The following is a 26,254-nucleotide window of genomic DNA, read 5'->3' on the forward strand; positions in this document are numbered from 1 at the left end:
TCAGCCCCGCGGGGCGATCCCGCCGAGGAGCGTTCGGGCGAGGCCGGCGGCGAACACGTCCGCCGGCTGCGGAGGCTTGCGGTCCGGCGACATCTCGTAGGCGAAGGCGCGCTGCGCGCAGGCGCCCAGAAGGAGGGAGGCCGCCGCGTACGTGTCGGCTTCAGCGCTGATGCGGCCCGCCTGCTGTTCGGCTCGCAAGTAGGCGTCGAGGCCCTGGATCGGGCGGTGCGGTCCTGTGCCCATCTCGCGCATGACCTCTTCATGGCGGCGCTTGAGCTGGGGCTCCGCATACAGGGATGCGGCCATCGGGAACGACTGCTCATAGAAGAGCGCCGCTTCCCGGGCGATGTCGGTGAGGTTCTCCTCGACCGTACGGCTGGAGTTTCCCGCGCCCTCTGTAAGCAGGCGGCCGAGGAGTGAGCCCAGCTTCGGCAGGCGCTCGCCGAGCACCGTGACGAAGAGCTCCTCCTTGTTGGCGAAGTACTTGTAGAGCGCGGCTTCCGAGCACCCGGCGGCCTTGGCGATCTGCTTGGTGGTGGTGCGGGCGAGGCCGATGTCCAGCATGAGGTCGTGCGCCGCATCCACGATGCGGACCCGGGCCGGTTTCCGGTCCATTGCAGGCTCCAACCAAGCTTGACGCGGGGGTGAGTACTCACTCACTCTAAAGGCGAGCAGAGGTGAGTGAATACTCACCCACCTCGGAACGCGCACCTGGAGGTACGCCATGAAGCTCACGGTTTTCGGTGCCACGGGCGGCATCGGGCAGGAGATCGTCCGGCAGGCTCTCGCGACCGGTCACGAGGTGACGGCGGTGGTACGGGACCCGGCCCGCCTCACGGTCACCGGCGAGCGCCTGGAGGTGTTCCGCGGCGATCTGGCGGACCCCGCCTCACTGCGTCCGGCGGTCGCGGGCCGGGACGCCGTGCTCTCCGGGCTCGGCGCCCGCAAGCGCGCGGACGCGGGGGTCGCGACGGAGCTGACCCGCTCGGTCCTGAAGGCGATGGACGCGGAGGGCGTGCGCCGGCTTCTGGTCGTCAGCGCGGCTCCGGTCGGCCCGCAGCCCGCGGACTCGCCGCCGGCCGACCGCGCGGTGCTGAAGGTGATCGGCGCGGTCCTCAAGCACGTCTACGTCGATCTGGCCGCCATGGAGGCCGAGTTGGCGCGCAGCGCGACGGACTGGACCTCGGTGCGGCCGCCCCGCCTGCAGGACAAGCCGCTGACGGGCTCGTACCGGAAGGTCGTGGGCGGCTTCCCGCGCTCGGGCCGCTACATCTCCCGCGCGGACGTGGCGCACGCGATGCTGGCGATGGTGGACGACCCGGCGACGGTCAAGCAGGGCGTCGGGATCGCCTACTAGCCCGCCGGTCCGGAGCGTCGGCCCGAGCGCGTCTCCGTGACGTGCTTCAGAGGCTTGCGCCGACGGTGACCGGCTCGTTGACCAGCGTCACCCCGAAGGCCTCGCGGACTCCGGCCACGACTTCCCGGGCCAGGGCGAGGAGGTCCTCGGTGGTGGCCTCGCCGCGGTTGGTCAGCGCGAGGGTGTGCTTCGTGGAGATACGGGCCGGGCCGGAGCCGTACCCCTTCGTGAAGCCCGCCTTGTCGATGAGCCACGCCGCCGAGGTCTTCGTCAGCCCCTCCCCCGCCGGGAACGCGGGCGCCTGCGCGTCGGGGCCCAGCCGTTCGGCCACGCGCGCGCGGAAGGCGGCGAACTGCGCATCCGTAAGGATCGGGTTCGTGAAGAACGAACCGGCCGACCAGGTGTCGTGGTCTTCCGGGTCGAGCACCATGCCCTTGCCCGCCCGCAGCTTCAGGACGGTCTCGCGCACGGTCGCGGCGGGCACCCGGTCACCGGCCTCGACACCGAGGGTGCGGGCGGTCTCCGGGTACTTGATGGGCGCGCTCAGACCGTCGGCGTCCTCCAGCTCGAAGCGCACCCGCAGCACTACGTAGCGATCGGGTTCGGCCTTGAAGCGGCTGTGACGGTACGAGAAGGCGCACTCGGCGTTCGCCAGCGTGACCGTCTCGCCCACCGTGCGGTCGTAGGCGACCACCTCGGTGATCGTGGCGGAGACCTCCTGGCCGTACGCCCCCACGTTCTGGATCGGCGTCGCGCCCGCGGAGCCGGGGATTCCGGCGAGGCACTCGATACCGGCGAGCCCCGCCTCGACAGTGCGCTCCACGGCGTCGGTCCACACCTCGCCGGCCGCCAACTCAAGCTTCGTGCCGTCGAGTTCGAAGCCCTTGGTGGCGATGCGCAGGGCGGTTCCCGCGAAGCCCTTGTCGCCGATGACGAGGTTGCTGCCGCCGCCCACGATCAGCAGCGGGGTGCCGGCGGTGTCGGCCTCCCGGACCGCGTCGATCACCTCGGCATCGGTCGTCGCGGTGAGCAGCCTGGTGGCGGGGCCGCCGAGCCGGAAGGTGGTCAGGGGGGCGAGGGGCGCGTCGTGGAGTTCCTGCACGCGCTCCAGGGTACGAGAACGGCCCCGCCGTCCGAGCGGGGCCGTCGCCGTACCGGGCGTCACTGGAAGCGGCGCAGGGCGTCCTTCCAGTCGACGGGCAGCTCGTCGGTGGACGTCCGCCACGTGCGGTACGTCACGTCCCGCATCTGTCCGCGCAGTCCGGCCGCGGTCGGCCCGTGCGGCGTGGAGGCCGCGAAGGCCTTGAGTGCTTCGGGCGACTCCCAGGCGGACAGGGTCCAGAAGGTGCGCTTGAAGGGCTCCGCCTTCAACGTGGCCCCGTAGGCGCCGGGGGCCCGGCTCACCTGGCGCCAGACCGTGGGCGTACGGAGGAAGAACTTCAGGGCGCCCCATAAGGTGCGGGTCTCGAAGCGGGAGGCGAAGACGGTGGCCTCCGCGCGCGTGGGCGGGGTGTTCGGGACAGTCCAGGGCAGTGTCGGCATGGTGTGCTTCCTTCCGGAACTTCGGGCCGTCAGGCGTTTTCCAGGACAGGGCTCTGCGGGGCGTCCTGCACTACATCTGTTGTGGATCGCCGCGGAATGAACAAAGAGGCGGCACCGGCTACGGCCACGGCCGCCGCCCCTACCCAGAGGGCGGGCTCGATGCCGTTCACGAAGTGCTGCGCGGAGTCGTAGCCGCCGTTCGCCGAGAAGATCGAGGACATGACCGCGATGCCGAGCGCGCCGCCGACCTCGCGCAGGGCGTTGTTGGAGCCGGACGCGATGCCCTGCTCGTGCGGCAGGACGCTGGACATGACCAGGGCGGAGGCGGGGGCGAAGTACAGGGACATGCCCACGCCGCTGATGATCAGTGCGGGTAGCTGGGCGGCGTACGAGACGTCGGCCGTGACGGTCAGGGCGTAGTACCCGAGCCCGGCGGCCTGCAGGAACAGGCCGGTGGCGACGACCGGGCGGCCGCCGATCCGGTCGGACAGGTATCCGGCGATCGGCGCGACCAGCATGGGCATGCCGGTCCACGGCAGCATCCTGAGGCCCGCCTCGGTCGGCGAGTAGCCGAGCACGCCTTGCATGAACTGGCTGAGCAGGAAGATCGACCCGAACATCCCGAGGAACATCAGCAGGCTCGCGGCGTTGATCCCGGCGAAGGCACGGGAGCGGAAGAGCCGCATGGGGAGCATGGGGTTCTTGCTGTTGATGCCGTGGTGGACGAACCCGCCGAGCAGGGCGGCGCCCGCGAAGAGCCCGAGCAGGACGACCGGGCTCGTCCATCCGTCGATGGGCGCCCGCACCAGGGCGTACACGATGCCGAAGAGGCCGCCGCTGGCGAGCAGGGTGCCCAGGATGTCGAGGCGGGCGCCGGAACCGTGGGACTCCTTGAGGCGCAGCCGGGCGAGGGGCAGCAGGGCCAGCCCCAGCGGAACGTTCAGCCAGAAGATCCAGTGCCAGGAGACGTGCTCGGTGAGGCTGCCGCCGATGAGCGGCCCGGAGGCGACGGCGAGGCCGTTGACCGCGCCCCAGATGCCGTACGCCATACCGCGCTTGGCGGCCGGCACGGCCGCGGTCAGCAGGGTCAGCGTCAGCGGCATCATGATCGCGGCGCCGACACCCTGGACCGCGCGGGCCGCGATCAGCGAGTCGATGCCGGACGCCATGGCCGCGGCGGCGGAGGCCCCTGTGAAGACGGTGAGCCCGACCAGGAAGAGCCGCCTGCGTCCGAACCGGTCACCGAGCGCCGCGCCGAACATCAGCAGCACGGCGAAGGTGAGCGTGTAGGCGCTGACCGTCCACTCCAGGTCGTGGAGGGCGCCGCCGAGGTCCTGGCGGATGGACGGCAGGGCCGTGGTGACGACGAGGTTGTCGAGTGCCGCCATGAATCCGGCGACGCCGGTGATGACGAGGGCCCAGACGGCTCCCCCGCGCGTGGCTTTCTGTTGTGGCGGTGCTGCTGATGACATTGGTTCCCCCAGTGATCCATGGTTAGTTATTGATGACTAACTTTCACGCCCAAAAAGAAGCGCCCTGCCGCGGCACGCGCACTCACTGTTCCACTGCGCTGCTTCACTGCTTCACTGCTTCACTGCGCCGACTGAACCGAGTCCTAGAAGCCGGCCCAAACCCTGTGGTCGGGCTGAAATCCCATGGAGACCAGGACGTTGATGAGCATCCCGTAGGCGAGGAAGTGGGTGGTGTCGCTCACGTCCGCTCCCAACGCCAGCCGGGCCGTGTCGTACATCTCCATCCAGCAGGCCCGCAGCGTCTCCCCGAACTCCCGGTCCCCGCCGGCCTCGGCCGAGGCCACGGCGACGTACATCTGCATCTGCATGAGCAGCACGTCCGGGTCGTCGGCGATGAGTGCCTGATACGCCGTCCCCATGGCATGCAGGGCAGCTTCGCCTTCGAGCCCGTCGGACGCCGCCCGGAACACCTCGGTGGTCCGCTCGCAGCAACGCTGGGCCGCCGCGAGGAAAATGGCCTCCTTGCCCGGGAAGAGCCGGAAGAGATACGGCTGCGAGACACCCACGCGCTTGGCGATCGACTCGGTGGACGTCCCCTTGTAGCCGCCGCGGGCGAACTCGATCATCGCCGCACGAATGACGCTCTCGCGCCGCTCCTCAGCACTCATCCTGACCATGTGAGTAAGTTAGTGGCCAATCACTACCCGGGTCAAGCCCCGTTCGCATACCAAGTGAATGTGCGCAAGGACACAAGTAAGGGACGCCCTCCAGGAGGGCGCCCCTTACTCTCCGCTACATAGGCGCGGTGCCGTAGCTGCCGGTCAGGCGAGCTGGACGACCGCGCGCGACATGCCGAGCACCTTCTGTCCCGCACTCATGGCGGTCAGATCGACGCGCACACGGTTGTCGTCGAGCTTGGCCGCGACCTTGGCGCTGACGGCGATCTCGGCACCCTTGTCATCGTTCGGGACTATGACCGGCTTGGTGAACCGCACGCCGTACTCGACGACGGCGGCCGGGTCGCCAGCCCAGTCGGTGACGACACGGATCGCTTCGGCCATGGTGAACATGCCGTGCGCGATCACATCCGGAAGACCGACCTCGACCGCGAACTTCTCGTTCCAGTGGATCGGATTGAAGTCGCCGGAGGCGCCCGCGTACTGGACGAGGGTGGCGCGGGTCACGGGGAACGTCTGCGCCGGCAGCTCGGTGCCGACCTCGACCTCCGCGTACTTGATGGTCGTCGCCATGGTCAGGCCCCCTCTGCGGCGCGCGCGACGAGCTTGGTCCAGGCGGTCACGACGTGCTCGCCCGCCTCGTCGTGGACCTCGCCGCGGACGTCGATGATGTCGTTGCCCGCGAGGGACTTGATGCCCTCGATCGTCGAGGTGACGGTCAACCTGTCGCCCGCGCGCACCGGACGCGTATAGGCGAACTTCTGGTCGCCGTGCACGACGCGGCTGTAGTCGAGCCCCAGCTCGGGGTCGTGGACGACGTCACCGGCGGCCTTGAAGGAGATCGCGAAGACGAAGGTGGGCGGGGCGATCACATCGGGGTGGCCGAGCTGCCGTGCGGCCTCGCGGTCGACGTAGGCGGGGTTGGTGTCCCCCACGGCCTCGGCGAACTCGCGGATCTTCTCCCGGCCGACCTCGTACGGGGCGGTGGGCGGGTAGCTCCGCCCCACGAAGGACTGGTCGAGCGCCATGGACTCGGCACCTCCTAAGTATGTCAACGACACGAGGCCGCCCCCTGACGGGGACGGCCTCGTGTACGAGCCTGAAATTATCGCGTTTCGCGGTGCGCGGTGTGCGCGTTGCAACGCGGGCAGTGCTTCTTCATCTCCAGTCGGTCCGGGTCGTTACGCCGGTTCTTCTTGGTGATGTAGTTCCGCTCCTTGCACTCCACGCAGGCCAGCGTGATCTTCGGGCGGACGTCGGTGGCAGCCACGTGAGTGCTCCTTGACGAACGGATGGGACAGGTTTAACGCATAAAAGAGTAGCCGATCGAAGGACCGACCCCACAATCGGCTACTGTCAGTAGCGGTGACCGGACTTGAACCGGTGACACAGCGATTATGAGCCGCTTGCTCTACCGACTGAGCTACACCGCTGTGATGCGATGACCCCTCACCCGAAGGTGAGGGAACTTCACACCAGAGCCCCAATGCGGAATCGAACCGCAGACCTTCTCCTTACCATGGAGACGCTCTACCGACTGAGCTATTGGGGCGAGCGATGAAGACATTACACGGTTGCGCGCCGATCGCCCAAATCCGTTTCGGGTGCTCGGCACGGGTGCCCCACGGACCCCATCTGTACGACTAATTCGGCTTCCTCGAAGGTCTCCCGCCGTCGTCCTAGGCTCGTCCCACCCTGCGTGATCTTGTCCGCAGTACGAGCCCGACGGACCCGACGAGCCCTCTGGAGCGCGATGCCCGACACCCCGCCTCAGCAGCCCCCTTCCCCCGGCTCTCCGGACGACGGGCCCGACAGCTCCGGCCTGCTGCTGTGCGGTGCCCGGCTCGCCGACGGCAGGGCCGTGGACGTGCGGCTGGGCGACGGGCGTATCGAGGCGGTCGGCACGGTCGGCAGCCTGACCGCCCGCACCGCGCGCGTGGACCTCTCCGGGTACCTCCTGCTGCCCGCCCCCGCAGAGCCGCACGCGCACGGCGACACGGCCCTGTCCGCCGACTGCGAGGGCCCCGTCTCCTACGACGCCGGGGACGTCCAGCGCCGCGCCACCGAGTCCGCGCTGCTGCAACTGGGGCACGGAGCCACCGCATTGCGCTCCCATGTGCGGATCGGCGACATGGAGGGGCTCGGTTCGATGCAGGCCGCTCTGTCGGCGCGGCGTTCGCTCGTGGGGCTCGTGGATCTGCGGACGGTGGCGATGCCCCGGCTGCTGACCGGCCTGGCCGGGGCGAACGGGCTCGCGATGCTGCGGGACGCGGTGAAAATGGGCGCATCCGTAGTAGGCGGCTGCCCGGACCTGGACCCCGACCCAACGGGCTACGTGGAGGCGGTACTTGAGCTCGCCGCCGAGCACGGCTGCCCGGTCGATCTGCATACGGACGGGGCCGATCCCGTACGGCTCGGCCGGCTCGCCGCGGCCGCGGCCGGGCTGCGCACCGGGGTCGTCGTCGGCCCCCTGGGCGGACTCGCGCGCCTGCCGGGCGAGGCGGCGCGGCGGGCCGTGGACCGGCTCGCGTCGGCCGGAGTGACAGCGGTGTGCCTGCCGCAGAGCGGCTGCGCGGGCGTGGACAGCCGCGAGGTGGCGCCGGTCCGGCTGCTGCGGGCGGCCGGCGTGCGGGTGGCCGCGGGCAGCGGAGCGCTGCGGGACCTGTCGAATCCGGTGGGCCGGGGCGATCCGCTGGAGGCCGCGTACCTGCTGGCCTCGCGGTACGGGATGCGGGCCGATGACGCGTACGAAGCGGTGAGTTCGGCGGCCAGGGCGGCGCTGGGGCTACCGGAGGTGCGCCTGGAAGCGGGCTTCCCCGCGGAGTTGCTCGCGGTACGGGGCGAGACCCTGGCGGGGGCGCTGTCGCTCGCGTACAGCCGGATCGTCGTGCACCGGGGGCGGGTGGTGGCGCGGACCAGCGCGGTACGGGAGTACTGCGACTCGGCGGCGGCGGTCGCGCTCGACCTGCCGCGACAGGGGCGGGCCGCCAAACACGGTGGCGGCACTGCCTGAGGGTTCGGGCGGGCGCGCAGTCCGCTTGAGGGACGGAGGGCCCGGGCTTGAGGGGGCCGGGCACGCGCGCGTACTCCGTGAGGGGCTCCGTGCGGACATGGTTGCGCGGTGAACCTTCGTCACCCGGCGTACGGTCGGAGGCATGCGCATTGTCATTGCAGGGGGTCATGGTCAGATCGCGCTCCGGCTGGAGCGGGTGCTCTCCGCACGCGGGGACGAGGTGGCGGGAATCATCCGCAACGCCGAGCAGGGTGACGACCTGCGCGCGGCCGGTGCGGAACCCGTCCTGTGCGACTTGGAGTCGGCGTCCGTGGAGGAGGTCGCCGCGCATCTCCAGGGAGCGGGCGCGGCCGTTTTCGCGGCGGGCGCGGGCCCAGGGAGCGGCACCGCCCGCAAGGACACCGTGGACCGGGACGCCGCCGTGCTGTTCGCGGACGCGGCGGAGCGGGCCGGGGTGCGCCGGTACGTCGTGGTGTCGTCGATGGGCGCGGACTCCGCGCACAAGGGCGACGAGATCTTCGACGTGTACCTGCGGGCCAAGGGTGCGGCCGACGACGACGTACGCCGCCGTACCGGTCTGGACTGGACGATCCTGCGGCCCGGTTCCCTGACGGACGACGCGGGCACCGGCCTGGTCCGTCTGGAGGCCTCGACGGGACGCGGATCGGTGCCGCGCGACGACGTGGCCGCTGTCATCGCCGAGCTGGTGGACACGCCCGCCACGGCGGGGCTGACGCTCGAACTGGTCTCTGGTTCGGCGCCGGTGACGGTGGCCGTGAAGTCGGTCGCCGGGAACTGATCCCGTAAGCCGCCAGAAGCCGTTCCCCGCATGGGGCACGTTTCCAAGAGCCGTTCCCCGTATGGGGGCACGTTTTCAGAAGCCGTTCCCCGTGTGGGGCACGTTTTCAGAAGAGCGGCAGCTGACCGGGCACGTGTGGGACTTCGTAGCCGTCGAGTGCGTCCTGCACCGCGCCGAGCTGGGCCCTGCGGCGGGAGCCGGGGCAGGAGACCAGCTCGCCCGCGGCGCGGGCTCCCGGCGGGTCGTGGCGGGCGAAGCGGCCGCCGACGACGGCGATGTCGCGCCGGCATTCGGGACAGGTGCGACGGCGGGACGCTGAGGGCACGGTCGATGTGGATGACGATGACATGGGTCAAGTCTGCGTCGTGATCGTCACGGGCACACGATGAAACCCGCGGCTGCGGCCTGAGCGACGGTCAGAAGCGGTCTCGGCTCACGGCTCAGGGCTCAGCAGCCGGCTCGGCACGTCCTCGGCCGGCTCCACCGTCGCGGCCCGTACGGGCGCCCACAGCGTCGCCGCCGAGACGAGCGCGACCGCCGCCGAGCCCAGCAGGACGGGCACGTTGCCGAGCCAGGCGGCCAGCGCGCCGCCGGCGAACGCCCCGACCGGGACGGTCAGCAGAAGCACGGACTGCACGAGCCCGGCGACCCGGCCCTGAAGGCCGTCCGGGGTCACCTGTTGCTGCGTCGTCGTCATGGAGATCATCCAGATAGTGCCGGAGAGCCCGTACGTCACCTGGTAGGCGAGCAGCAGCGCGAAGGCGGGGCCGAGCGAGGCGGCCGGGATCAGGAACACCGCGGCGCCCGCCACGAGGCCGCACGCCTGGGTGGCTCGCCACAGTCCCGTGGTGCGGGCGAACCGGCCTGCGAGCAGCGCGCCCGCGATCGTGGCCGCACTGTAGACGGCGTATGTGGTGCCTAGTTGCCAAGCGTCGAGGGCCAGTTCACGGGCGGCATAGAAGACGTAGAGGGCGGTGGCGGCGCCGCTGCCGAGGTTGAGGCCCGCGCCGGACAGGACCATGCGGCGCAGCCGTGGCTGGGCGCGGACGACGGCGAGCCCTGAGCACAGCGCGTCCAGCGGGGAGCCTGCGCCTTGCTTCCTACGTATGTTGAGCGCGGCCGGCAGTGCGAGGACCAGGAGCGCCTCCACGGCGTAGGCGACGCTGCCCGCGAGCAGAGCCCAGGCCGGGCCCGCGAGTCCGACCAGGACGCCGCCGAGCGCGGGGCCGCCGATCTGCCCGCTCGTGCGGGCCGCTGTCAGCGCGGAGTTGGCGCCCAGGAGTCGGCCGGAGGGGACGACGCGGTGCAGCGCCGCCTGGAGCGCCACCGCGAGCGTGAAGGTGAGGGCACCGGAGACGGCGGCGACGACGTACAGGTGCCCGCGGGTCAGGTGGCCGACCGTGTCCGCGAGCGGGACCGAGCCGACGACGAGGGCCTGTGCGGCGGTGACCGTGACGAGCAGGTTCCGCAGCCGCACCCGGTCGACGAGGACCCCGGCGAGTGGACTCAGCACCGCGCCGGGCAGATACGTCAGGGCGAGCAGCGCGGCCGCCCCGAACGGTCCCGCGCCCAGGCCCGTCACCGCCAGCGCGAGGGTCGTGATCTGCCGCCCTACGGAACTGGCGATCTGTTCGCCGCACAGCAGGACGAACGGGCGGTGCCGCCATAACGAGGTGCCGTCGGCCGTGGCTGTGGTCACCCGTCAGATCCCCGTGCAGGGCACGGGCCAGCGGCGCAGGCGGGGCGGCAGCGCCACCGCCCAGCCGTCGACGACCAGCGCGAGCCGTTCGTCCGCCAGCAGCCCGGCAGCCTCCTGGTGGACGGGAGTGAGCGCCGCGAGGGGTGTGGCCTCGTGCAACGCGTCGAAGGCGCCCAGCAGATCGGGGTGGTCGAGGGTGAAGCGGGCCGAGGCCGGGCGTTCCCTGCGGTCCATGACGGTGATGAACCCGGGGCCTCGGCGGTGGTAGAGCATCCCGTAGGCGTGTCCGGTCCGCCACGAGGTCAACTCCGCCGGCTCCTCCGGGTGTTCGGCGGGTGGCGGGAGGTGGCGGAGGGTGCGGAGGTTATACGTATCAGGTTCGGGGGGCAGGACGGGCCGCGCGGCGTCATACGTAACACGCAGCCCGTGGCTCAGGCACTCGCGCAGGAACTGGACCGCCTGCGTCGTGGCACGGCCCTCCCCGTGCAGGGGCAGCGGCGCGGTCACGTGGACGGCGGTGCCGGTGAGGCGGTGAGGGACGGCGGTGGGCAGGGCCGGGGCGGGGCGGGCTGTGGTGGGCAGGGCCGGAGGGCGGGTGCCGGGCGTCGTTTCGGAGGGGACGGGCGAGGTGGCGGGCCTGGTTCCGGGTGGGACGGTCATCGGGCCACCGCCTTGAATGTGGACGCTTTCGCGACTGTGGGAGCTTTCGCGATTGTGGGCGCTTTGGTTGCTGTGGGATCTCCCGGGGCCGGCGGTCCTTCCGCGGCTGGGGGATCTTCCAGGGCTGCTGCCAGGCCTTCCGCGGCCGTCGGCCTTCCCGCGGCTGGGGGCTCCTCGGTAGGTATGGGACCGGCTTCGCGGTCGACTCGGAGAGGTACGGTCCGGGTCGGCAGGGACACGTAGGTGCGGCCGTCGCTGAAGAACAGGCCGAGCGCGAGGGCGTCGGCGAGCCACTCCCGCACTTCCTCGTCGGGGACGTCGTGCCCGTCGGCGGTCAGTTTGCGGCGGAGGGCGGGTTCGGTGCGGCCGTCCTCCAGGTGTCGCAGGGCGGCGGCCTGCCAGCCGTTGAACCAGTAGGTGCGCGGTGGCCAGCCGTGGCGCCGGTCGCGCACCAGAAGGGCGTCCGTGTCCTCGCCGGCCGCCTCCATGACGAGCGACGACACGTCGTGCCCGGCCCGCCACTGCGCGACGGCCCGCAGGAGCCGGTCCTCGACGTCTCCGCCGATACCCGTGTCCTCGGTGTCGAACAGGTAGACCAGATCGGCCAGTTCGTCCTCGGGCAGCTCGTAGACATGGCCGTACATCTCGGCGGGGCGGCGCTTGCCGAAGCCGAGGGCGGGGTTCGTGAAGTGCGGGCTGAACCGTTCCAGCTGGATGCGGTGGGCGCCGCCGGGCGGCTGGAGGTGGACGAGCGCCGGCATCTGGTCGAGCACGCGCGCGTAGTCCTCCGCGGTCTCGCCCGGGAAGCCGTACAGGTAGTTCCACGTGCAGGTGATCGCGTGGTTGTCGAACTCACGCAGCGTGCGGATGTTGCGGGCGCCGGTGACGCCCTTGTCCATGAGGTCGAGGACGCGGTCGCTGAGGCTCTCGATACCGGGCTGCAGCAGGACGGCTCCGGCGTCGCTCAGCAGGGCGATCTGCTCCCGGCTGAGGTTGGACTTCACTTCGTAGTGCATGCGCAGGTCCCAGCCGCTCTCTGCGGCGCGCGGCAGGAAGTCCTTGAAGTACGCCATGTCGATGATGTTGTCGACGGTGACGACGTCGAGGAGACGGTGGCGGCGCACCAGCCGGTCGATCTCGCTCCACAGCCGCTCGCCGGGCTTGGCCCGGAAGGCCATGGCGGTGCCGTTGAGGCCGCAGAAGGTGCAGTGGTGCTTCTCGCCCCACCAGCAGCCGCGGGCCCCTTCGACGACCAGCTTCGGGTACACGTATTCGATGACCGGCGACGCCTCGATCTCCGTCTGCCACTGGTCGTAGTCGGGCGACGGTATGTCGGCGGGCGCCACGGTGCGGCGGGTCTCGGTGTTGGCGCGGGACACCCGGGACCCCGGGGCGCCGTCCCACCAGCACAGGCCCGGCACGTCGTCTGGTGGGGTCCCCGCGTCGAGGTGGGCCAGGAGGGCCGGGAAGGCGTACTCCCCTTCGCCGCGGACCACGTGGTCGACGTAGGGGTGGTTGCGGTGCAGGGCGTGGCCCATGGGCCCGTCGCAGTTGCTGCCACCGAAGACGACGCTGAGCTGCGGGCGGCGTCGTTTGAGTTCACGGGCGAGGGCGAGGGAGGGCACGTTCTGCATGAAGGTGCTGGTGAAACCGACGACGTCGGGCTCGTGGGCGAGCACCTCATCGGCGCACCGGTCGATGTACTCGGCGGCGTGCACCCGCATCCGGGACACGGTGTCGAGGGTGTCGGCGCACAACTGGCGCCCGCGCGCGTACGCGTGGAGCTTCGCGACGCCCCAGTCCTCGTCCTCGTAGAGCACTCCGGAGAAGACCCAGTCGCCGAGCCCGTGGAAGATCGAGTCGCTGCCGATCGCCTCGTAGTCTCCGGGGCGCAGTCGGCTGTCGGAGCGTGCGAGGAGGAACTCCGCCCAGCGCAGCGAGCCGTGGAACTCGCGTACCTCGTCGTCGGGGCGGACCTGCCGCAGCAACTGGTGCAGCAGGCCCACCTGGAGGGAGGGCAGATCGATCGGGTGCCAGGGCATGGTCACCAACTGAACGCGCATGCCGCCCTCTTCTTGGTAGCTCGGCGAGCTTCTTTCTGGTGGCTCAGCGAGTCGGCCGCTTTTCCATGATGGCCGGCCTGCGGTTGGTGCGCTCTTCCTCACGGATCACGGTCTTCTTGATCTCCATGCCTCCCCCTCGGAGCCTTGAGTTCGAACACCCGTATGCAATAGGGCGGTTCACCCTAGAGCTGCACCATGCGTCACACAAGGGTGCTGCTTGCGCAGGACTGAACAGGGGTGTGAACGGGGGTGTGGGTGAGGGTGTGGACGGGGCCGCGGGCCGCCGGTAGACCCGTACCGCATGGATGATCATGCGTCCCACCTCAGCCGTCCCGGCCGCCCCGGCCCGGCCGTCGACCTCACTGCGGCCGCCCAGGCCCTACGCCTGCTCTCCGAGCGCCTCCCGCACGCTCTGGGCGCCCTGCTCGGCGGCTCGGCCGCCCGGGGCCGCACAGGGCCGTCCAGCGACCTGGACCTGGCGGTCCTGCTGCCCGGCGCGGAGACCGGCCGCCGCGAGGTGCTCCGCCACGAGGGACGCCCGGTGGAACTGTTCCTGCACACCCTCAGCGAGACTCCGGCCCTCTTCGAGCGGGACCGCTCGTTGCGCCGGGGCACGATCTTGTTCATCTACGACCAGGGTGTCCCGCTGCTCGACCCGCACGGGCACATCGCCCGGACACGCGCGCGTGCCCGCGAACTCCTCACGGCCGGCCCCGCCCCGCTGACCGCGGCCGAGCGGGAACGCAGCCGCTACGTCCTGACCTGCTTCCTGGACGACCTGCTCGACACCCCGCCGAGCGCGCGGTACGAGCAACTGGCGACCGCCGACTTCACTCTGCGTGAGGCAGCACACCTGCTCACCGCACACCACAGCGCCTGGACCGGCATCGGCCGCTGGCTCCCCCGCCGCCTGCTCACCGCGGACCCCGAACTCGGCGCGGCGCTCCTCGCCGGCCACTGCACCGTCGCGGACCATGCCGATCCGGCCCCGCTGGCCGCCGCGGCGGAGAAAGTGCTGGAGCTGGTCGGAGGGCCGCTGCGCGAGGGCTACGTAGAGCGGCGCTGAGCGGCCCCGGACACGACGAAGCCCCCTCCGGAATCCGGAGGGGGCTTCCCCCAAGTGTGGCGGCGCCAGGATTCGAACCTGGGAAGGCTGAGCCGGCAGATTTACAGCGGACCGACACCACCCTGTCCGACCTGGGGTTATACGCGGTTGATTCGCCCTGGGGGACGCCTGGGGGAAGCCGCCCCTGGAGGTGGGCCCTACATCTGTAGACCGTCGCGCCCTGCGGCCTGCCACCGATGAGCTGCGGGGCACTTGATCATCAGTGGGCGCGGGTGGGAACTGGTGGTGATGTAGCGCTGAGGTGTGTCGACAACTGACCCCAGGAGGGCCAACGGGTCGTGCAAAATGCAACAGTGACAGATCATCGTGATGTAACAACCAACCGAACCCGGTTCTACACCTACCGTCTCGGCCGCTCACAGCTGGACCGACTCTTCTCTATCGCTAGCGAAGGACTCAATCCCGATAGGACCACCCTCGCCACTGAGCGCGCTGGTACGCGTTTCGTGCGGCCGACTCTGGAAGATCTCGTCTCGGCAGTGGCCGCATCACAACTACCCGGGGATCTAAGCAAGTTAGACAATATCGAGTTCTCCGGTTTTGGCGGGCAGGATAGGTACATTCGAATCTCTATCGAGCCGCTATGGCTGAACGTGTCAATTTCCGGCCAGGATGCCACTTGGGTACATGGTCAGGCTGCCCGTTTGAAAGCCCTGCTTGAGCCCAACGCGGGGACAGTCAATCCCTCTGATCTACGGCTCCGCGCGGCGCTCAAGCTTTCTATCCTCGCAGCGACACTCGCCGGCGTGGCGGGCTTTCTGTTCGGCCAGGGCATCCTGCATCAAAATCACCGCCAGAGCACAGCTCTCGCCACGCTCGTGGCGGTGATAATGTACTCTATTGTCTTCTTTACGGGGACTGCGGGCGGAGGGAAGGCCAAGGCAATCATCAATGTTGCTGGCGAAATACCCGAACGTGCACGGTGGTGGGATACGTCGATGTCCGACAAGATTTCCCTTTCTGGAGTGGCCATCGCGGCACTGGCTGCAATTGCGGCGGGAGTTTCCGCATATGCCGATATCTCGGGTTGACTAACCATCTTTCGAGGTAGTGCCCCACTTGGCATACGCGGGCGATGTCGGCCATCGCAGTGCCACGACCGAAGCGATCGGCGCGGCCAGCCCTCAACCCTCATGCGACAGTTAGGGCGACTCGGCACGAGGGATGACTGTCGGGGAGTTGGCAATCGTCGGAGGCTGAAGGTCATTTCGCTGCCCTTGGCCGAACCAATAGCCGATGATGGCCCCAGCAATACCCGTCACCGGGGCGACGTAGAGGCTGAAGTCCTTTGCAGCGACGCCAGCAATCATGGCAATCCAAGGCGAGGCGATAATCGCGAAAACCACGGCTACGAGAGCCCAGCCGCGCACATCCTCCGCTCTGCGGACGAGCCCGGACTGCTCATATGCAAGGTCTGCCCGATGCCTGCGATCCGCCAACTCCACTTCCCAGCGACGCTCAGTCTCACGGAGTCGAACTTCGGCGTCGATTTCCTCCGGCGTCTCTGGGCGCTTACCGAGATGGAACGCGGGTTGATTTCGCGCGGCGGCGAGCTTCGCGTTCTGTTCAGCTAGAGCGTCTAGCCTATTTTGCAACTCTTTGAGTTCACGGTTCTTCTCTACGGCTAAATCGAGATATGATTCGACCTGTTTGAGCTGGAGGCGATACTCAGCTCGCCAGTCCTTGTCCGTCTTTGGAATCCTACCCAAGTTCCATTCATGATTCTTCCCGTCGACCATAAAACCTTCGGGATTCACTTCCGACAAGAGGTCCCCTCGCTCTGCACGCACACCACTAAAGTTTGGTACTAACAACTTCGGTCATTTCTGAAGTACACCACCGATGCAACCCCGGCCATTTACCGCCAGTCGCTTCATGGTGGCGTTTAACTCAAAGCTTCCAAATGGGCTGCGAAGTCTTCTACAAGACTCGCCAACACGACCTTCCCCTTCTCCGCGGAAGCGTAGGAGGGAAACCCGATGACTCCCGAATCCGTGTACGCCTTCATTCCATGCGTCAGGAGAAAGGGACGCTCCCCGCCATCGTGATCCGCGCTCTGATATCCCTCACGCACGAGACTCGGCTCAGAATGGAGCAGGATGGAGGTCTCGATCTCCCCTGCGTGCATGTCGCCGTGAGCGTCGGACACGAGGTCGGCGCGCTCGCGAGACCGACCCCATTCGCGCCCCTGCGGGAAGAGCGTCATGCGTGCTTCGGTCAGATTGGCTTCCTGGACAATGTTCGAGAGCACATAGTTGCCGCCGTGGGCATTGACGAGCACGAGTTTACGGATGCCCTGAGCTTCGAGGGACGCAGCGATGTCGTTGACCACCGCGTGAAGGGTCCGCGCGCTGATGCTCACCGTGCCGGGCCACGTACCGTGCTCGTGGCTGCACGCGATCGTCACGGGTGGGAGCTGGAGGACCGGATATGCGGCGGCAATCTCGCGAGTGATGATGCACGCGATGGCCGTGTCCGTGACGAGCGGCAGGTGGGCGCCGTGCTGTTCGTAGGAGCCAATCGGGAGGACGGCGACTCGGGGTTCCTGTTCCTGGACGTCAGTGGTTGTGATCGTGGGAAGCAGGTTCACGGCTCTCCTTCATCTGGTCAGGTCCCCTTCATACTGCCCAGGGCCCGGTTAAATTCCGCAACCTCCACAAGCTTGCGGAAGGGCGTCAGGTGCGTTTGAAGCCTGGTCAACTCAGCCAGGATCCGGGCCGATCCCGTCGCCTGCGCGACGGCAACAGCTTGCGATGCCGCATTCACGGCCCCTTCCAGGTCCTCGCTCTGCGCGTACGCCGTGGCCAGTCGAGCAAGACACAGGCCGCGGTCGCGTTCTTGCTGGACAGGCCACCGCGTGAGGCTCTCCTCCAACGTCTTCACCGCGTCCTCGGGGCGCCTGAGCTCAATGGCGCAGCTGGCAGCTTCCATGTCGATGTACTCGACGGAGACATATGGGGCCAGGCCGTCATCGTGGTCAGGGCCCTTGGCGGCAAGAACACGGGCCTGGTCGAGCGCGCGGGCAGTCTCGCTCGCGTTGCCCAGCACGGCCGAAGCGTTCGCCCGCGCTCGTAAGGCAACGGCCTCCACCTGGCTCGGGATTTTGCCCGAGTAGTTCAGCGCGGCATTGACCAGACCTTGGGCGTAGCCCGCGTGTCCCGCCTCCGTCGCGATGTTGGCGCGCCGTTGCAAGACGTACGCGCTCAAGGTCGGGTCGCTCAGCTCGTACGCGTAGTCCAGGGCGCGGTTCGTCCAGAGCATCGCCTCTTGTGAATCCCCCGAGTCCTGATAGAGCCACCCCAGGAACTCCGCATACCGCAGGCTGACGCGGAGGACTTCAGCCCGCATCGGCCCCCTCGTGTCCGCGCACAACTGCTCAATGAGCGGCATCTGGCTCAACACTGGGGGCACGAGAAACCGGGGGCCGACCAGCGGTTCAGCTTGTGCGTGCTGCACGAACACGGACTTGAGATAGCCAAGAACTTCCGCCGATGCCGTTGGGGCGGGGCCGCGCGGGCTGGGCAGCTTCGGCAGTACATCGAGCTGTGAGGGCGCTGTCTCCAGCGCGAAGCCGAGTTCCTCCCGGGTCGCTTCGTAGACCTCACAGAACATGGCCTGGTACTCAGAGCCGGGCTGCCGGCGCCCGTTCTCGAACATGGAGACCTGCGTCTTCAGGCTGGATCGCGACGGAATTTCGAAGCCGAGTCGCTCGGCAGCGTCCTCCATCGCGTCCATCAGTTCAGCCTGTGACCACCCTCGCGCAAGGCGGGCGGCTTGCAACTTGGTCTTCATCGCTTCCCCAACGTCAGTGGCGCAGCAGACTCCCATGATTGCCCAACAACACCGCTGACGTGGGGAGTTAACAGGTAACACAGAGGGGGTGTTAACCCCTGTCCACTGTCAACCGGCGCGGAATCGGGCCTACTGGTCCTTGTCAGCGCGACCGGAGTGGCCGGCTTCCAGCCTCTCGACTCGGTCGCGAAGTTCCGAGAGCTGGGAGGTGACATGTTCGAGCTGACGCAGGACTCCGGAGAGATCCGCACCGCTGGCAGGCTTGGCGGCGTCGGCAGCCTGCTTCGGGTCCCGTGCGTAGTTGCCTCGTCCGGTGGTCATCAGGAGTCCTTCGTCACGAAGGACTGTGAGGGCCTTTTGCACGGTGGTCGGCGAGATGCTGAAGCGGCTCGCCAAGTCCCGTACGGAGCCCACCTTGTGGCCAGGCTTGATGACGCCTTCCCGGATCTCGCGTCGCAGGGTCGCGGCTGCCTGCTCGTAAGGCTGTCTGGGGTCGTCCTCGGCGATCGTCACGCCTTCGAGCGTACCCACCCCCGCTAGCACGGCCTAGCACGTTTCTTCGCGCCACTCTTGCGTGCTGTCACGTACTAGTACATGCTGATGCGTGCCAGCAACGAACCCGTAAGGGCTCCGCTTGGCCAGCAGGACCTGCTTCACCTAACTCAAGAGCGTGATCCACCGCAGATAGGACGGCCGTGACCACACCGGCCGAGGCGAGTGGAGACCAGTCGGTCAACTCCCGTCAGGGACACGTGCCGACTCAAAAGAACGGATCTGCCCAAGGGCACATACGCCGCGCCACGAGACCGAGATGCGATTCCTCGGACGAGCGGGACTGAGGCACAGATCCATATCGCGTACGACGGGCCCGTCACCTCCCGCAAAAGGTGGCCAGCGCGACTTGAGATCGCGCCCTACTCGACCTCTCCGCCGCGCTACCCGCGGCGGCCGGTTGCCTCCGCTGCTCGTCTCGTACGAGCAGCGCTGAGGGGAGCCGGATACCCCGACTTCAACGGCGTGCGGCCCCGGTGCTCGAACACCGGGGCCGCTGTTCGGGCCGTTGCCAACTGCTAGGGAGACACGACCCATGAAGCTCATCGTTCCTGTTCAGGATGCTGTTACCGCGCTTGCCGCGGATCTGGAGCCCACGGCGGCGGAGCTGGACGCCATCGAGCACGAGGCGCCGCTTATCGCCGCGGAGCTGGAGTTGCTGGACGTGCAGATCGCGCTGCTGGATCGGCCGGCGTCGCCGCTGGACGAGCGCCGGCTGCGGCGGGCCGCGAACAAGGTGCTGGCCGCGCGTGCGGAGGTCGCCAACCGCGGCGCCTCGGTTCGGGAGGGTGATGCCGCATGATGCGCCTCGTCACCACGAAGCGCCTGACCCGGCTCGAAACCGAAACCCGGGCCGCGTCCGAGCACGCCCGGCAGACCAGCGGGGCGGCCAACGCGGCGTTCGCTAGGCACCTGCGGGAGCTCCGCGCCGCCATCGAGCGTGCGGAGCGGGCGGAGGCGGCCACGTCGGAGGTGGGCGCGATCCTCCGGCGCGCATTGGAGCAGGTTGCCGCGTCGGAGCAGGAACTTCTGCTGAAGGCCATCGCGGTTCGGCGTCTGCGCGAGGAGTTGGCGGCCGGACCGGTGGACGGGCAGGCGCTCACCGTGCTGTTCCACTACGGGCAGCCGCACACCGTCTACGCCTCTCGTGAGGACGCGCACGCCGATACGTCGACGCACGGCTACCCGGCCGATCATGTCTGGGGGCCGCGCGGTGAACGCTCCCCGTATGAGTGCCGGTGGTCGTGTGAGGCGTTCATCTACAGCGCTGCCTCGAAGGGCTTTCGCCGCGCCTATGTGCCGTCTGCGGAGCCGGTGGGGGGTGCGGCGTGAACAGTGTTCAGACGCGTTCAGCCGAGCGCGCCCTGTCCGGTGGCACGTGGTTGATCGTGTGCGGGGCGATGCTCTATTCCATCCTCACCGTCACCCCGTTGATGGCCGACCACACCGCCCCTGAGTGGGCGTGGACGGCGCCGATCCTGCCGCTGGTGGTGGATGCGGCGGTAGTCATTGTGGTCAAGCTCGATGACGTCCTGGCCCGTCTGGGCGGGCACGGCGGACGCTGGCCGATCGCGCTGCGGTGGATGACAGGCCTCATGACGTGGGCGCTCAACGTCGGAGACTCCGCCCTGAACAAAGACCTGGTCGGCGTGGCCGTCCACTCGGTGGCGCCGCTGCTGCTGATCGTCACCGCAGAGACCAGCCTTGCCTACCGGCGCGCTCTCGCCGCCGTGGTCGCGGCGCTGAAAGCCGAGCACCAGGCCGAGCGCGAGCGGGCCGAACAGGCGGCGCTGGAACGGGCCGAGCGGCGCCGCCAAGAGGCTCAGGAGGAGCGCGAGCACGCCGCCGCACTCGCCCGTGAACAGCGCGAGCACGAAGCCACCCTCGCCCGTGAACAGGCCGAGCGGGAAGACCGACGGGCCCGCGAGGAACGCGAGGAACGCGAGCGCGCCGCGGCGGCCGAGCGGGAGATCCGTGAACGCCGTGAACGCGAGCGTGAACACCGTGAACACGAGCGCGAGCGGCTTGAACGCGAGGCACGCGAGCGGGCCGCGACCGACCAGCGCGAGCGCGCCGCGGCGGCCGAGCATGAACGGCGTGAACGCACCGAGCGCCTGACCCGTGAACGCACCGCGCTGCTCGAACGCGGCCCCGCGCAGGCCAAGCTGCCCGAGGACGAGGCGCGCCGGATCGTGGCGGCCGCGTACGAGGCGGCGCTGAGCGTGCGGCAGGCTGCGGAACTGTGCGGCTGGTCGGTGGGGTGGGTGTCCACCCGCTACGCCGAACTGCGCGACCCCAGCCACACCGGGGCAGCCCTCGCCATCGCGAGCCAGTGATGGCGTCCCTGCCGATCTACCGGTGGCGTTTTGCCCCGGACGGCTACGCGACCTACCGCCAGCTCCGCGCCCTGGGCTTGCGGCCCGGGGGTCAGGACGTGGCCGCGCAGTTGGAGCGCCCGCGCCGCCGGCGGGGCCCGCTGGTCGCCTACCTCTACCGCATCGACCAGGCCAAACCGGTCCGGCCGATGACCCCGGCTCGCTGGCGCGCGTTGGCCAAGGCCAACGCCGCCCGCCGCCTCTGCCCCGAGTGCCGGCGTGACGTCGGCTATGTCATCCCGCCCTCGCTGGGCATGTGCGGCCGCTGTGCCGCCCTCGAAGAACAGTGCGCCGCCTGAACTCACCTCTGCCATCTGGGAGTTTTGCCGTGCCTTCTCGTACCTCATCCCGCCGCCGCACCGCGAAGGTGCCCGCCGGGGCCACCGTCATCAACATGCCCCGCCAACGCCGTTCGGGCCGGGGCGGGCAGCCGTTCATCGTGGTCGTGCCCACCCACCCGTCGTGGAAGCAGCGCCTCGCCGCCGCCGCGGGACGTGCCGTGTGGGCTCACCGCCGCTCGCTCCTCCCCACGTTCGCCGCGCTGGCCGTGCTGCCGGCCACCGCGCTGCTGCACGCGCTGGCCTGGTGGTCCGGCCTGGTCCTCGCCCCGCTCGCCGCGGCCCCGTTGGTGGGGCTGCTGGCCATGCAGCGCCGCCGCCCGACCAGCGACCGCACCACGCTCGCCTGGCGCATCGCCCTCGCCCTGCTGGCCACCGCCGCCATCGCCTGGTGCGCGCTCGCCGCCGCGTTCACGCCGCTCGCCGGCCCGCTGGGTGGGCTGTGGCTGCTGTTGTGGACGCTCGCGCAGACCGGCTGGCTCATCGTCCGTCACACCCGCTGACCTGAGGAGAAGCCTTCATGAGTACCCCTCCCCGCACACACCGGCCCAGCGGCTCGAACGGGTCGGCCAAGTCCAACAAGTTCGCCAACGCCGGCGCCGCCGCGGGCGGCTTCATCGGCGGCATGGGCAGCTCCTTCACCCCGCCCATCAACATCACCTACAACAACAACCGCGGCAACGGCGGACCCGCCAACCGCGGCGCCGGCAGCGGCGGCCCGCACTCGCAGGCACTGCTGCCCGCGCCGGAGTTCACCTCTCCCGCGCAGGTCCGCAACTACTGCAACCACCTGCGCGCGGTGTGCGTGACGCTGTCCATCGAGGTGGCCATGGGCGCCGAGATCCTCAAGGGCGTGCTCTCCACCGTCCCCGACCCCGAGGGCCGCCTGGGCGGCTCGCGGATGCGGGCCAACCGGGTGTCCCGCAAGCTCCGCAAGTCCGCGGACGCCGCCCGGGATGCCGCGAAGAACGCGGCGGCCACCTACGCCCTGTTTCAGCAGCAGTACGAGGAAGAGATCAACCGCGTCCGGCACCGCGCCCGGCGCCCGCAACAGCCGCAGATGAACTGGGCCCAGCAGTAAGGGAGGCAGCAAATCATGGTGCAGCAGGACGCGCAGCAGCAGCTTGCCGAGTTGCTGGAGAACCAGTTGCGGGGCGGATCGGACGGCGGCGGGGTCGGTAAGTACCTGCTGCACCGGGCCAAGCCGCACATCCCGCCGTGGCTGGGCATGGGCGGCATCGGCCTGGCCGGCGTGATCGGTCACCTGAAGTGGGCCGACAGCGTGCCGGCCGCGACCGGCCTGACGCTGACGTCGGTGGCGATCACCGGCGGGGCGTATCTGATCGGGAAGACGACCAGCAAGCAGCGGCGTCTGCACTCGGCCATCACCACCGCGTTCGGCTCCGCCTGGCTGACCGCGGCCTGCCTCGCCGGACCCACCGCGGGCCCGATGGACGATCTGTATCTGATGGGCGGCCCCGCGGTCGCCCTCTCCTGGAACGTCCGGCAGTTGATGCGGCACAACCCGGACAGCAGCGGCGGATCCGGCGGGGACGCGGGGCTGTTGGAGAAGATCGGGCTGGCGCGGGCGCAGATCGGCACGGCCAAGGTGGAGCCCAACCGGGTCACCGCCCCGCTCGAACTCTCGGGCGGTGAGCAGACCAACGACGACGTGGCCAAGGCCCTCAAGCTCCTCGCCTCCGCCGCCGACCTGCCGTCCCGGGCGGTGCGCTACGTGCCCGACCCGGACTCCGAACGCCGCGGCGAGCTGGTCATCGTCCCCGAAGACATGCTGGCGGAGACCGTGGCGTGGGTGGGTCCGTCGAACCTGGGCGGCTCGATCGCGGAGCCGCTGGTCATCGGCCGCTACGACGACGGCGCCCCGCTCATGCTGTGGCTGCCCGGTGACCCGGATGCGGGCCGCAACAGCACGCATGTGCTGGTGGCCGGGCAGTCCGGCTCCGGCAAGGGCGACGCGGCCCTGAACCTGCTCACCGAGATCCTCTCCCGGCGGGACGTCATCGTGTGGATGTCGGACCCCAAGATGTTCCAGGACTTCGGTACCCTCCGGCCGGCCCTGGACTGGGCGGTCGAGGGCGGCACCGGCACCGAAATCATGGTCAAGGCCGTCGAAACCGCCATCCCCGCGCGGACCAAATGGCTCGGGCAGCACGGCTACCGACAGTGGTCCCAGGCCGCGGCCGGCGTGCAGAACGACCCCGAGCACACCTGCCGCAACGACGGCCGCGCGTGCGGCTGTGAGGGACTGCCGTTCCTGGTCGCCTGGATGGAGGAGGCGGCCAACACCCTGCGCGCCCTCGGCGACGATGCGTTCACCGGGATTGCGCAGGAGGCCCGCTCCGCGGGTATCGCGCTGGTGGTGTCGCTGCAGCGTCCCTCCTATGACCAGATGTCGACCAGCACCCGGGCATCGCTGCCCTCGGTCGTCGCGCTGGGCTGTGACCCGCGTGATGAGGGGTTCTCCTTGCCGGACACGGTCATCGACCAGGGCGCCCACCCGGGTGCCTGGGCCAACCGCAAGCCCGGATACTGCTCCGTCGTCTCCCCGGGCATCGACGAAGCCCGCTACCCCTCCCCGGGCCGCACACAGCAGTTCACCCACCGCGCCACCCCGGCCATGGAACAGCTCGCCGCCTGGGCACAGGCCCACGGCGCCGAAGCGGGCCCGGTGACCGCAGGGGCGGCTACTGCGGTGGCCGGCACCCACTACACCGGGCGCCCCGACGCCGACGAGGACACCGCGGCGTCCGGGCGGGGCCGCCACGCCGCCGCTACAGCGCAGCAGCCGGACCGATGGGACACGGAGGAAGACGACATGAACGGATCCGGCTACGAGCCGCTGGTGGACCTCGAGGACGAGGACATCGACCCCGAGCGCGAGCTGCCCCCGGCGGAAGACGGTGACGACACCCCACTGTTCGGCATGGGGAGCGGGCACCGGCCGGACCCGGAGGAGGCCCGCCGGCTGTTCGCCGATGCGCTCGCGGAGTTCGAGCAGCAGGGGCAGATGATCGTCGGTCCTAAGGACTTCATGGACTGGTGCGACCGCAACAACCTGTCCCGCCCCTGGGTGTCTGCGCGCCTCAAGGAGGCGGCGATCGAGGGCCGGTTGGAGGCGACGAACACCACCGGCCGGTGGCGCATCGTCCCTCACCCCGAGCCGACCCTGACGGCGGCCTGACGCCTGACACCGCCTGACACCGTCAGACGGCCCTGACACCCAAACCCCTAGGCACACGCGCTGTCAGCAACGCGTGACGCCGCCTCCTGACACCCCCTGACACCTGTCTGACACCCACCCACGCGCGCGCTCGCACCCCCGTGGGTGCAGACCCGCACGCCCAGACACGGGAGCCCACATGTACGACACCGAGCCGTACGCCGCGGCCGTCGAAGTTCACCAGCCGATATCAATCGAGCCGACCGCACCGCACCGCGCGGTGGAGCTGTCTACCGAGCGCGGACCGGTCGTGTGGGTGCCCGACGCCTACGGGCGGATGGTGCCCATGCCCAAGCACCTCGCCCCGCCGCCGATGCTCCGTCCCGAGCCGCGGGACCTGACACCGCAGCCGCTCCTGGACCCCGTCGCACAGCGCTTCCTGGGCGCCGGCATCGGCGGCGGCGCACTTGCGGCCGGCGTCGGCTACGGCGTCGGAGAGGCCATCAGCGCGGTCACCGGCGCCGGATCCGGCGCCCTGCTGTGGATCGCCCTGATCGTCCTGGCCTGCCGCATGCCCTCCCGCACCCTGGCGGCCCGCGGCGGAAGCACGGTCAACATCCGCAAGGCCGTCATCAAGCGCAACCGCATCTACGGCTAGCTGTGCCAAGGGCGGCCCCCTCGTCTCGCCAAAGCCGCGGGGCCGCCCTTGTCCACCGGCCCACTCCAGAGCTGTGGAGGACTCCAGCATGACCCAACAGCCCCCCTCTCGGGGAGAGCACCTGCGTACCGCGTTGACCCTGGCCGCCTCCGGCCTGCCCGTACTGCCTTTACGAGCGGGGAAGGTCCCGTTCGGTAACTGCCGCCGCTGCGCCGATAACGCCTGTGGTGGCCGGCCGAATATGAAGTCGCCAGGCCCGTGCACCTGCCCCGGGCCCTGCCACGCGTGGGCCGCCGCGACCATTGATCCAAACGTCATCACCTCCGGCCCGTGGCGCCGCACCTGGCTGCTCGCAAGTGCGGTGGCCTACCACCCGGGCGGGGCCGGGCTGACGGTCGTCGACCTCGACAACGCCGACGCCATCACGTGGGCCCGCCAGCACCTGCCGGCCACGCAGACCGTGGCCACCACCCGCGGCGAGCACTGGCTCTACCGCGGCGCCATGACCTCCGCCAACGGCGTGCGGCCCGGCATCGACATCAAGTCCACCATGGCCTACGCCCGCTGGCTCGGGCCCGGCACCGGCACCATGACCGCGCTGCCGGACGCCGTACGCACGCTCACTGCGAGCAAGCGCACCCCGAACGGGCCCACGGCGCCGGCCGTCACACCGCCCGCGCCGGCCGGGGGCGGCCAGTGCCGCCACCGCACGCCCGCCTTCCTGGAGCGCGGTGTCGCCATGGCGGAGCAGCGCATCACCGCGGTCACCAGCGGCGTGCACAACGCTGTGTACCGCACCTTCCTGGCCGTGCTGTCCACGCACGGCCGGTGCGGCTGCCTCACTGAGGACCACATCACGCGCCTGTTCACCGCCGCGCAGACCAAGGGCGAGAGCGCGCGGCACTGCACGGAGGCGTGGACCAACGCCCGCACCACGTTGGGACTGTGAG

30 protein-coding genes and 2 tRNA genes are annotated in these 26,254 nt (G+C 69.7%); 14 read left to right on the top strand and 18 right to left on the bottom strand.

What is annotated here, in order from left to right; translation table 11 throughout:
* Positions 1–615 (bottom strand): TetR/AcrR family transcriptional regulator, encoded by a 615-nt coding sequence (locus tag ABD366_RS02985; protein WP_324772788.1) that lies wholly within the window; start codon positions 613–615, stop codon positions 1–3.
* Positions 616–724: 109 nt separating this feature from the next.
* Between ABD366_RS02985 and ABD366_RS02990 the strand changes: the two genes are divergently transcribed.
* Positions 725–1,357 carry an NAD(P)-dependent oxidoreductase gene (locus ABD366_RS02990; RefSeq protein WP_324772790.1) on the top strand — a complete coding sequence of 211 codons (633 nt, stop codon included), beginning with the start codon at positions 725–727 and terminating at the stop codon, positions 1,355–1,357.
* A 46-nt stretch (positions 1,358–1,403) separates the two neighbouring features.
* Here ABD366_RS02990 and ABD366_RS02995 read toward each other — a convergent pair whose 3' ends face one another.
* The 9 genes from ABD366_RS02995 to ABD366_RS03035 form a co-directional block, all read right to left on the bottom strand.
* Complete coding sequence (locus ABD366_RS02995; RefSeq protein WP_411293826.1) at positions 1,404–2,459, bottom strand: UDP-N-acetylmuramate dehydrogenase; 1,056 nt, start codon at positions 2,457–2,459, stop codon at positions 1,404–1,406.
* A gap of 59 nt (positions 2,460–2,518) precedes the next feature.
* Positions 2,519–2,899, bottom strand: coding sequence for a DUF3291 domain-containing protein (locus ABD366_RS03000; RefSeq protein WP_324772792.1), 381 nt, complete (start codon positions 2,897–2,899; stop codon positions 2,519–2,521).
* A 29-nt stretch (positions 2,900–2,928) separates the two neighbouring features.
* Positions 2,929–4,371: a DHA2 family efflux MFS transporter permease subunit gene (locus ABD366_RS03005; RefSeq protein ID WP_324772794.1), complete on the bottom strand. Its 1,443-nt coding sequence runs from the start codon at positions 4,369–4,371 to the stop codon at positions 2,929–2,931.
* 143 nt (positions 4,372–4,514) lie between these two features.
* Entirely contained in the window at positions 4,515–5,048 is a 534-nt protein-coding gene (locus ABD366_RS03010) for a TetR/AcrR family transcriptional regulator (RefSeq protein ID WP_324772796.1), read from the bottom strand.
* 144 nt (positions 5,049–5,192) lie between these two features.
* Complete coding sequence (locus ABD366_RS03015) at positions 5,193–5,621, bottom strand: MaoC family dehydratase (RefSeq protein WP_324772798.1); 429 nt, start codon at positions 5,619–5,621, stop codon at positions 5,193–5,195.
* A gap of 2 nt (positions 5,622–5,623) precedes the next feature.
* Positions 5,624–6,076 carry a MaoC family dehydratase N-terminal domain-containing protein gene (locus ABD366_RS03020; RefSeq protein WP_324772800.1) on the bottom strand — a complete coding sequence of 151 codons (453 nt, stop codon included), beginning with the start codon at positions 6,074–6,076 and terminating at the stop codon, positions 5,624–5,626.
* Positions 6,077–6,153: 77 nt separating this feature from the next.
* Positions 6,154–6,318 (bottom strand): 50S ribosomal protein L33, encoded by a 165-nt coding sequence (gene rpmG, locus ABD366_RS03025; protein WP_004571794.1) that lies wholly within the window; start codon positions 6,316–6,318, stop codon positions 6,154–6,156.
* 90 nt (positions 6,319–6,408) lie between these two features.
* Positions 6,409–6,481 (bottom strand) — tRNA-Met (locus ABD366_RS03030).
* Between the two features lie 46 nt (positions 6,482–6,527).
* Positions 6,528–6,600: transfer RNA gene (locus tag ABD366_RS03035), tRNA-Thr, on the bottom strand.
* Between the two features lie 201 nt (positions 6,601–6,801).
* Between ABD366_RS03035 and ABD366_RS03040 the strand changes: the two genes are divergently transcribed.
* Positions 6,802–8,061, top strand: coding sequence for an amidohydrolase family protein (locus tag ABD366_RS03040; RefSeq protein ID WP_344441039.1), 1,260 nt, complete (start codon positions 6,802–6,804; stop codon positions 8,059–8,061).
* 142 nt (positions 8,062–8,203) lie between these two features.
* On the top strand, positions 8,204–8,860 hold the full coding sequence (locus ABD366_RS03045) for an SDR family oxidoreductase (RefSeq protein ID WP_324776475.1): 657 nt from the start codon (positions 8,204–8,206) through the stop codon (positions 8,858–8,860).
* 106 nt (positions 8,861–8,966) lie between these two features.
* Here the strand turns inward: ABD366_RS03045 and ABD366_RS03050 are convergent, their stop codons facing one another.
* From ABD366_RS03050 to ABD366_RS03065, 4 genes are all read right to left on the bottom strand, one after another.
* Positions 8,967–9,185, bottom strand: coding sequence for a hypothetical protein (locus ABD366_RS03050; RefSeq protein ID WP_425576941.1), 219 nt, complete (start codon positions 9,183–9,185; stop codon positions 8,967–8,969).
* 108 nt (positions 9,186–9,293) lie between these two features.
* Complete coding sequence (locus tag ABD366_RS03055) at positions 9,294–10,559, bottom strand: MFS transporter (RefSeq protein WP_324776471.1); 1,266 nt, start codon at positions 10,557–10,559, stop codon at positions 9,294–9,296.
* A gap of 3 nt (positions 10,560–10,562) precedes the next feature.
* Positions 10,563–11,219, bottom strand: a complete 657-nt coding sequence (locus ABD366_RS03060) for a DUF5825 family protein (RefSeq protein WP_324776469.1) — start codon at positions 11,217–11,219, stop codon at positions 10,563–10,565.
* Positions 11,216–13,282, bottom strand: a complete 2,067-nt coding sequence (locus ABD366_RS03065; RefSeq protein ID WP_324776467.1) for a RiPP maturation radical SAM C-methyltransferase — start codon at positions 13,280–13,282, stop codon at positions 11,216–11,218. The genes ABD366_RS03060 and ABD366_RS03065 overlap by 4 nt, the downstream gene beginning before the upstream one ends.
* A gap of 301 nt (positions 13,283–13,583) precedes the next feature.
* On the opposite strand from ABD366_RS03065, the gene ABD366_RS03070 reads away from it, so the two are divergent.
* Both ABD366_RS03070 and ABD366_RS03075 read left to right on the top strand, forming a co-directional pair.
* A complete protein-coding gene (locus ABD366_RS03070) occupies positions 13,584–14,348 on the top strand; it encodes a nucleotidyltransferase domain-containing protein (RefSeq protein ID WP_324776464.1) in 765 nt (254 codons plus the stop codon).
* Between the two features lie 338 nt (positions 14,349–14,686).
* Complete coding sequence (locus tag ABD366_RS03075; RefSeq protein ID WP_324776462.1) at positions 14,687–15,439, top strand: hypothetical protein; 753 nt, start codon at positions 14,687–14,689, stop codon at positions 15,437–15,439.
* 111 nt (positions 15,440–15,550) lie between these two features.
* On the opposite strand, the gene ABD366_RS03080 is transcribed toward ABD366_RS03075, so the two are convergent.
* The 4 genes from ABD366_RS03080 to ABD366_RS03095 all read right to left on the bottom strand — a co-directional run bounded on the left by ABD366_RS03080 (position 15,551) and on the right by ABD366_RS03095 (position 18,713).
* Entirely contained in the window at positions 15,551–16,174 is a 624-nt protein-coding gene (locus tag ABD366_RS03080) for an AAA family ATPase (RefSeq protein WP_324776460.1), read from the bottom strand.
* A 119-nt stretch (positions 16,175–16,293) separates the two neighbouring features.
* Positions 16,294–16,998, bottom strand: coding sequence for a creatininase family protein (locus ABD366_RS03085; RefSeq protein ID WP_324776458.1), 705 nt, complete (start codon positions 16,996–16,998; stop codon positions 16,294–16,296).
* A 17-nt stretch (positions 16,999–17,015) separates the two neighbouring features.
* A complete protein-coding gene (locus ABD366_RS03090; protein ID WP_324776456.1) occupies positions 17,016–18,200 on the bottom strand; it encodes a helix-turn-helix transcriptional regulator in 1,185 nt (394 codons plus the stop codon).
* A gap of 129 nt (positions 18,201–18,329) precedes the next feature.
* Entirely contained in the window at positions 18,330–18,713 is a 384-nt protein-coding gene (locus ABD366_RS03095) for a GntR family transcriptional regulator (RefSeq protein WP_324776454.1), read from the bottom strand.
* A gap of 574 nt (positions 18,714–19,287) precedes the next feature.
* Here ABD366_RS03095 and ABD366_RS03100 point away from each other — a divergent pair.
* The 9 genes from ABD366_RS03100 (at position 19,288) to ABD366_RS03140 (ending at position 26,253) form a co-directional block, all read left to right on the top strand.
* Entirely contained in the window at positions 19,288–19,554 is a 267-nt protein-coding gene (locus tag ABD366_RS03100) for a DUF6284 family protein (protein ID WP_324776452.1), read from the top strand.
* Complete coding sequence (locus ABD366_RS03105; RefSeq protein ID WP_324776450.1) at positions 19,551–20,084, top strand: hypothetical protein; 534 nt, start codon at positions 19,551–19,553, stop codon at positions 20,082–20,084. The genes ABD366_RS03100 and ABD366_RS03105 overlap by 4 nt, the downstream gene beginning before the upstream one ends.
* Positions 20,081–21,088 (top strand): DUF2637 domain-containing protein, encoded by a 1,008-nt coding sequence (locus ABD366_RS03110; RefSeq protein WP_324776448.1) that lies wholly within the window; start codon positions 20,081–20,083, stop codon positions 21,086–21,088. Before ABD366_RS03105 ends, ABD366_RS03110 begins: the two co-directional genes overlap by 4 nt.
* Positions 21,088–21,426 carry an RRQRL motif-containing zinc-binding protein gene (locus tag ABD366_RS03115; RefSeq protein WP_324776446.1) on the top strand — a complete coding sequence of 113 codons (339 nt, stop codon included), beginning with the start codon at positions 21,088–21,090 and terminating at the stop codon, positions 21,424–21,426. Before ABD366_RS03110 ends, ABD366_RS03115 begins: the two co-directional genes overlap by 1 nt.
* A gap of 29 nt (positions 21,427–21,455) precedes the next feature.
* Complete coding sequence (locus tag ABD366_RS03120) at positions 21,456–21,968, top strand: hypothetical protein (RefSeq protein ID WP_324776444.1); 513 nt, start codon at positions 21,456–21,458, stop codon at positions 21,966–21,968.
* Positions 21,969–21,985: 17 nt separating this feature from the next.
* Entirely contained in the window at positions 21,986–22,546 is a 561-nt protein-coding gene (traA, locus tag ABD366_RS03125) for a plasmid transfer protein TraA (protein WP_324776443.1), read from the top strand.
* A 15-nt stretch (positions 22,547–22,561) separates the two neighbouring features.
* Entirely contained in the window at positions 22,562–24,667 is a 2,106-nt protein-coding gene (traB, locus tag ABD366_RS03130) for a plasmid transfer protein TraB (RefSeq protein WP_324776441.1), read from the top strand.
* Positions 24,668–24,845: 178 nt separating this feature from the next.
* Positions 24,846–25,304, top strand: a complete 459-nt coding sequence (locus ABD366_RS03135) for a hypothetical protein (RefSeq protein WP_324776439.1) — start codon at positions 24,846–24,848, stop codon at positions 25,302–25,304.
* Positions 25,305–25,392: 88 nt separating this feature from the next.
* Positions 25,393–26,253, top strand: coding sequence for a bifunctional DNA primase/polymerase (locus ABD366_RS03140; RefSeq protein ID WP_324776438.1), 861 nt, complete (start codon positions 25,393–25,395; stop codon positions 26,251–26,253).
* The last annotated feature ends 1 nt before the right edge of the window (position 26,254 follow it).

This window comes from Streptomyces kunmingensis (assembly GCF_039533535.1).
GTDB classification, from domain to species: Bacteria; Actinomycetota; Actinomycetes; order Streptomycetales; family Streptomycetaceae; genus Streptomyces; species Streptomyces kunmingensis.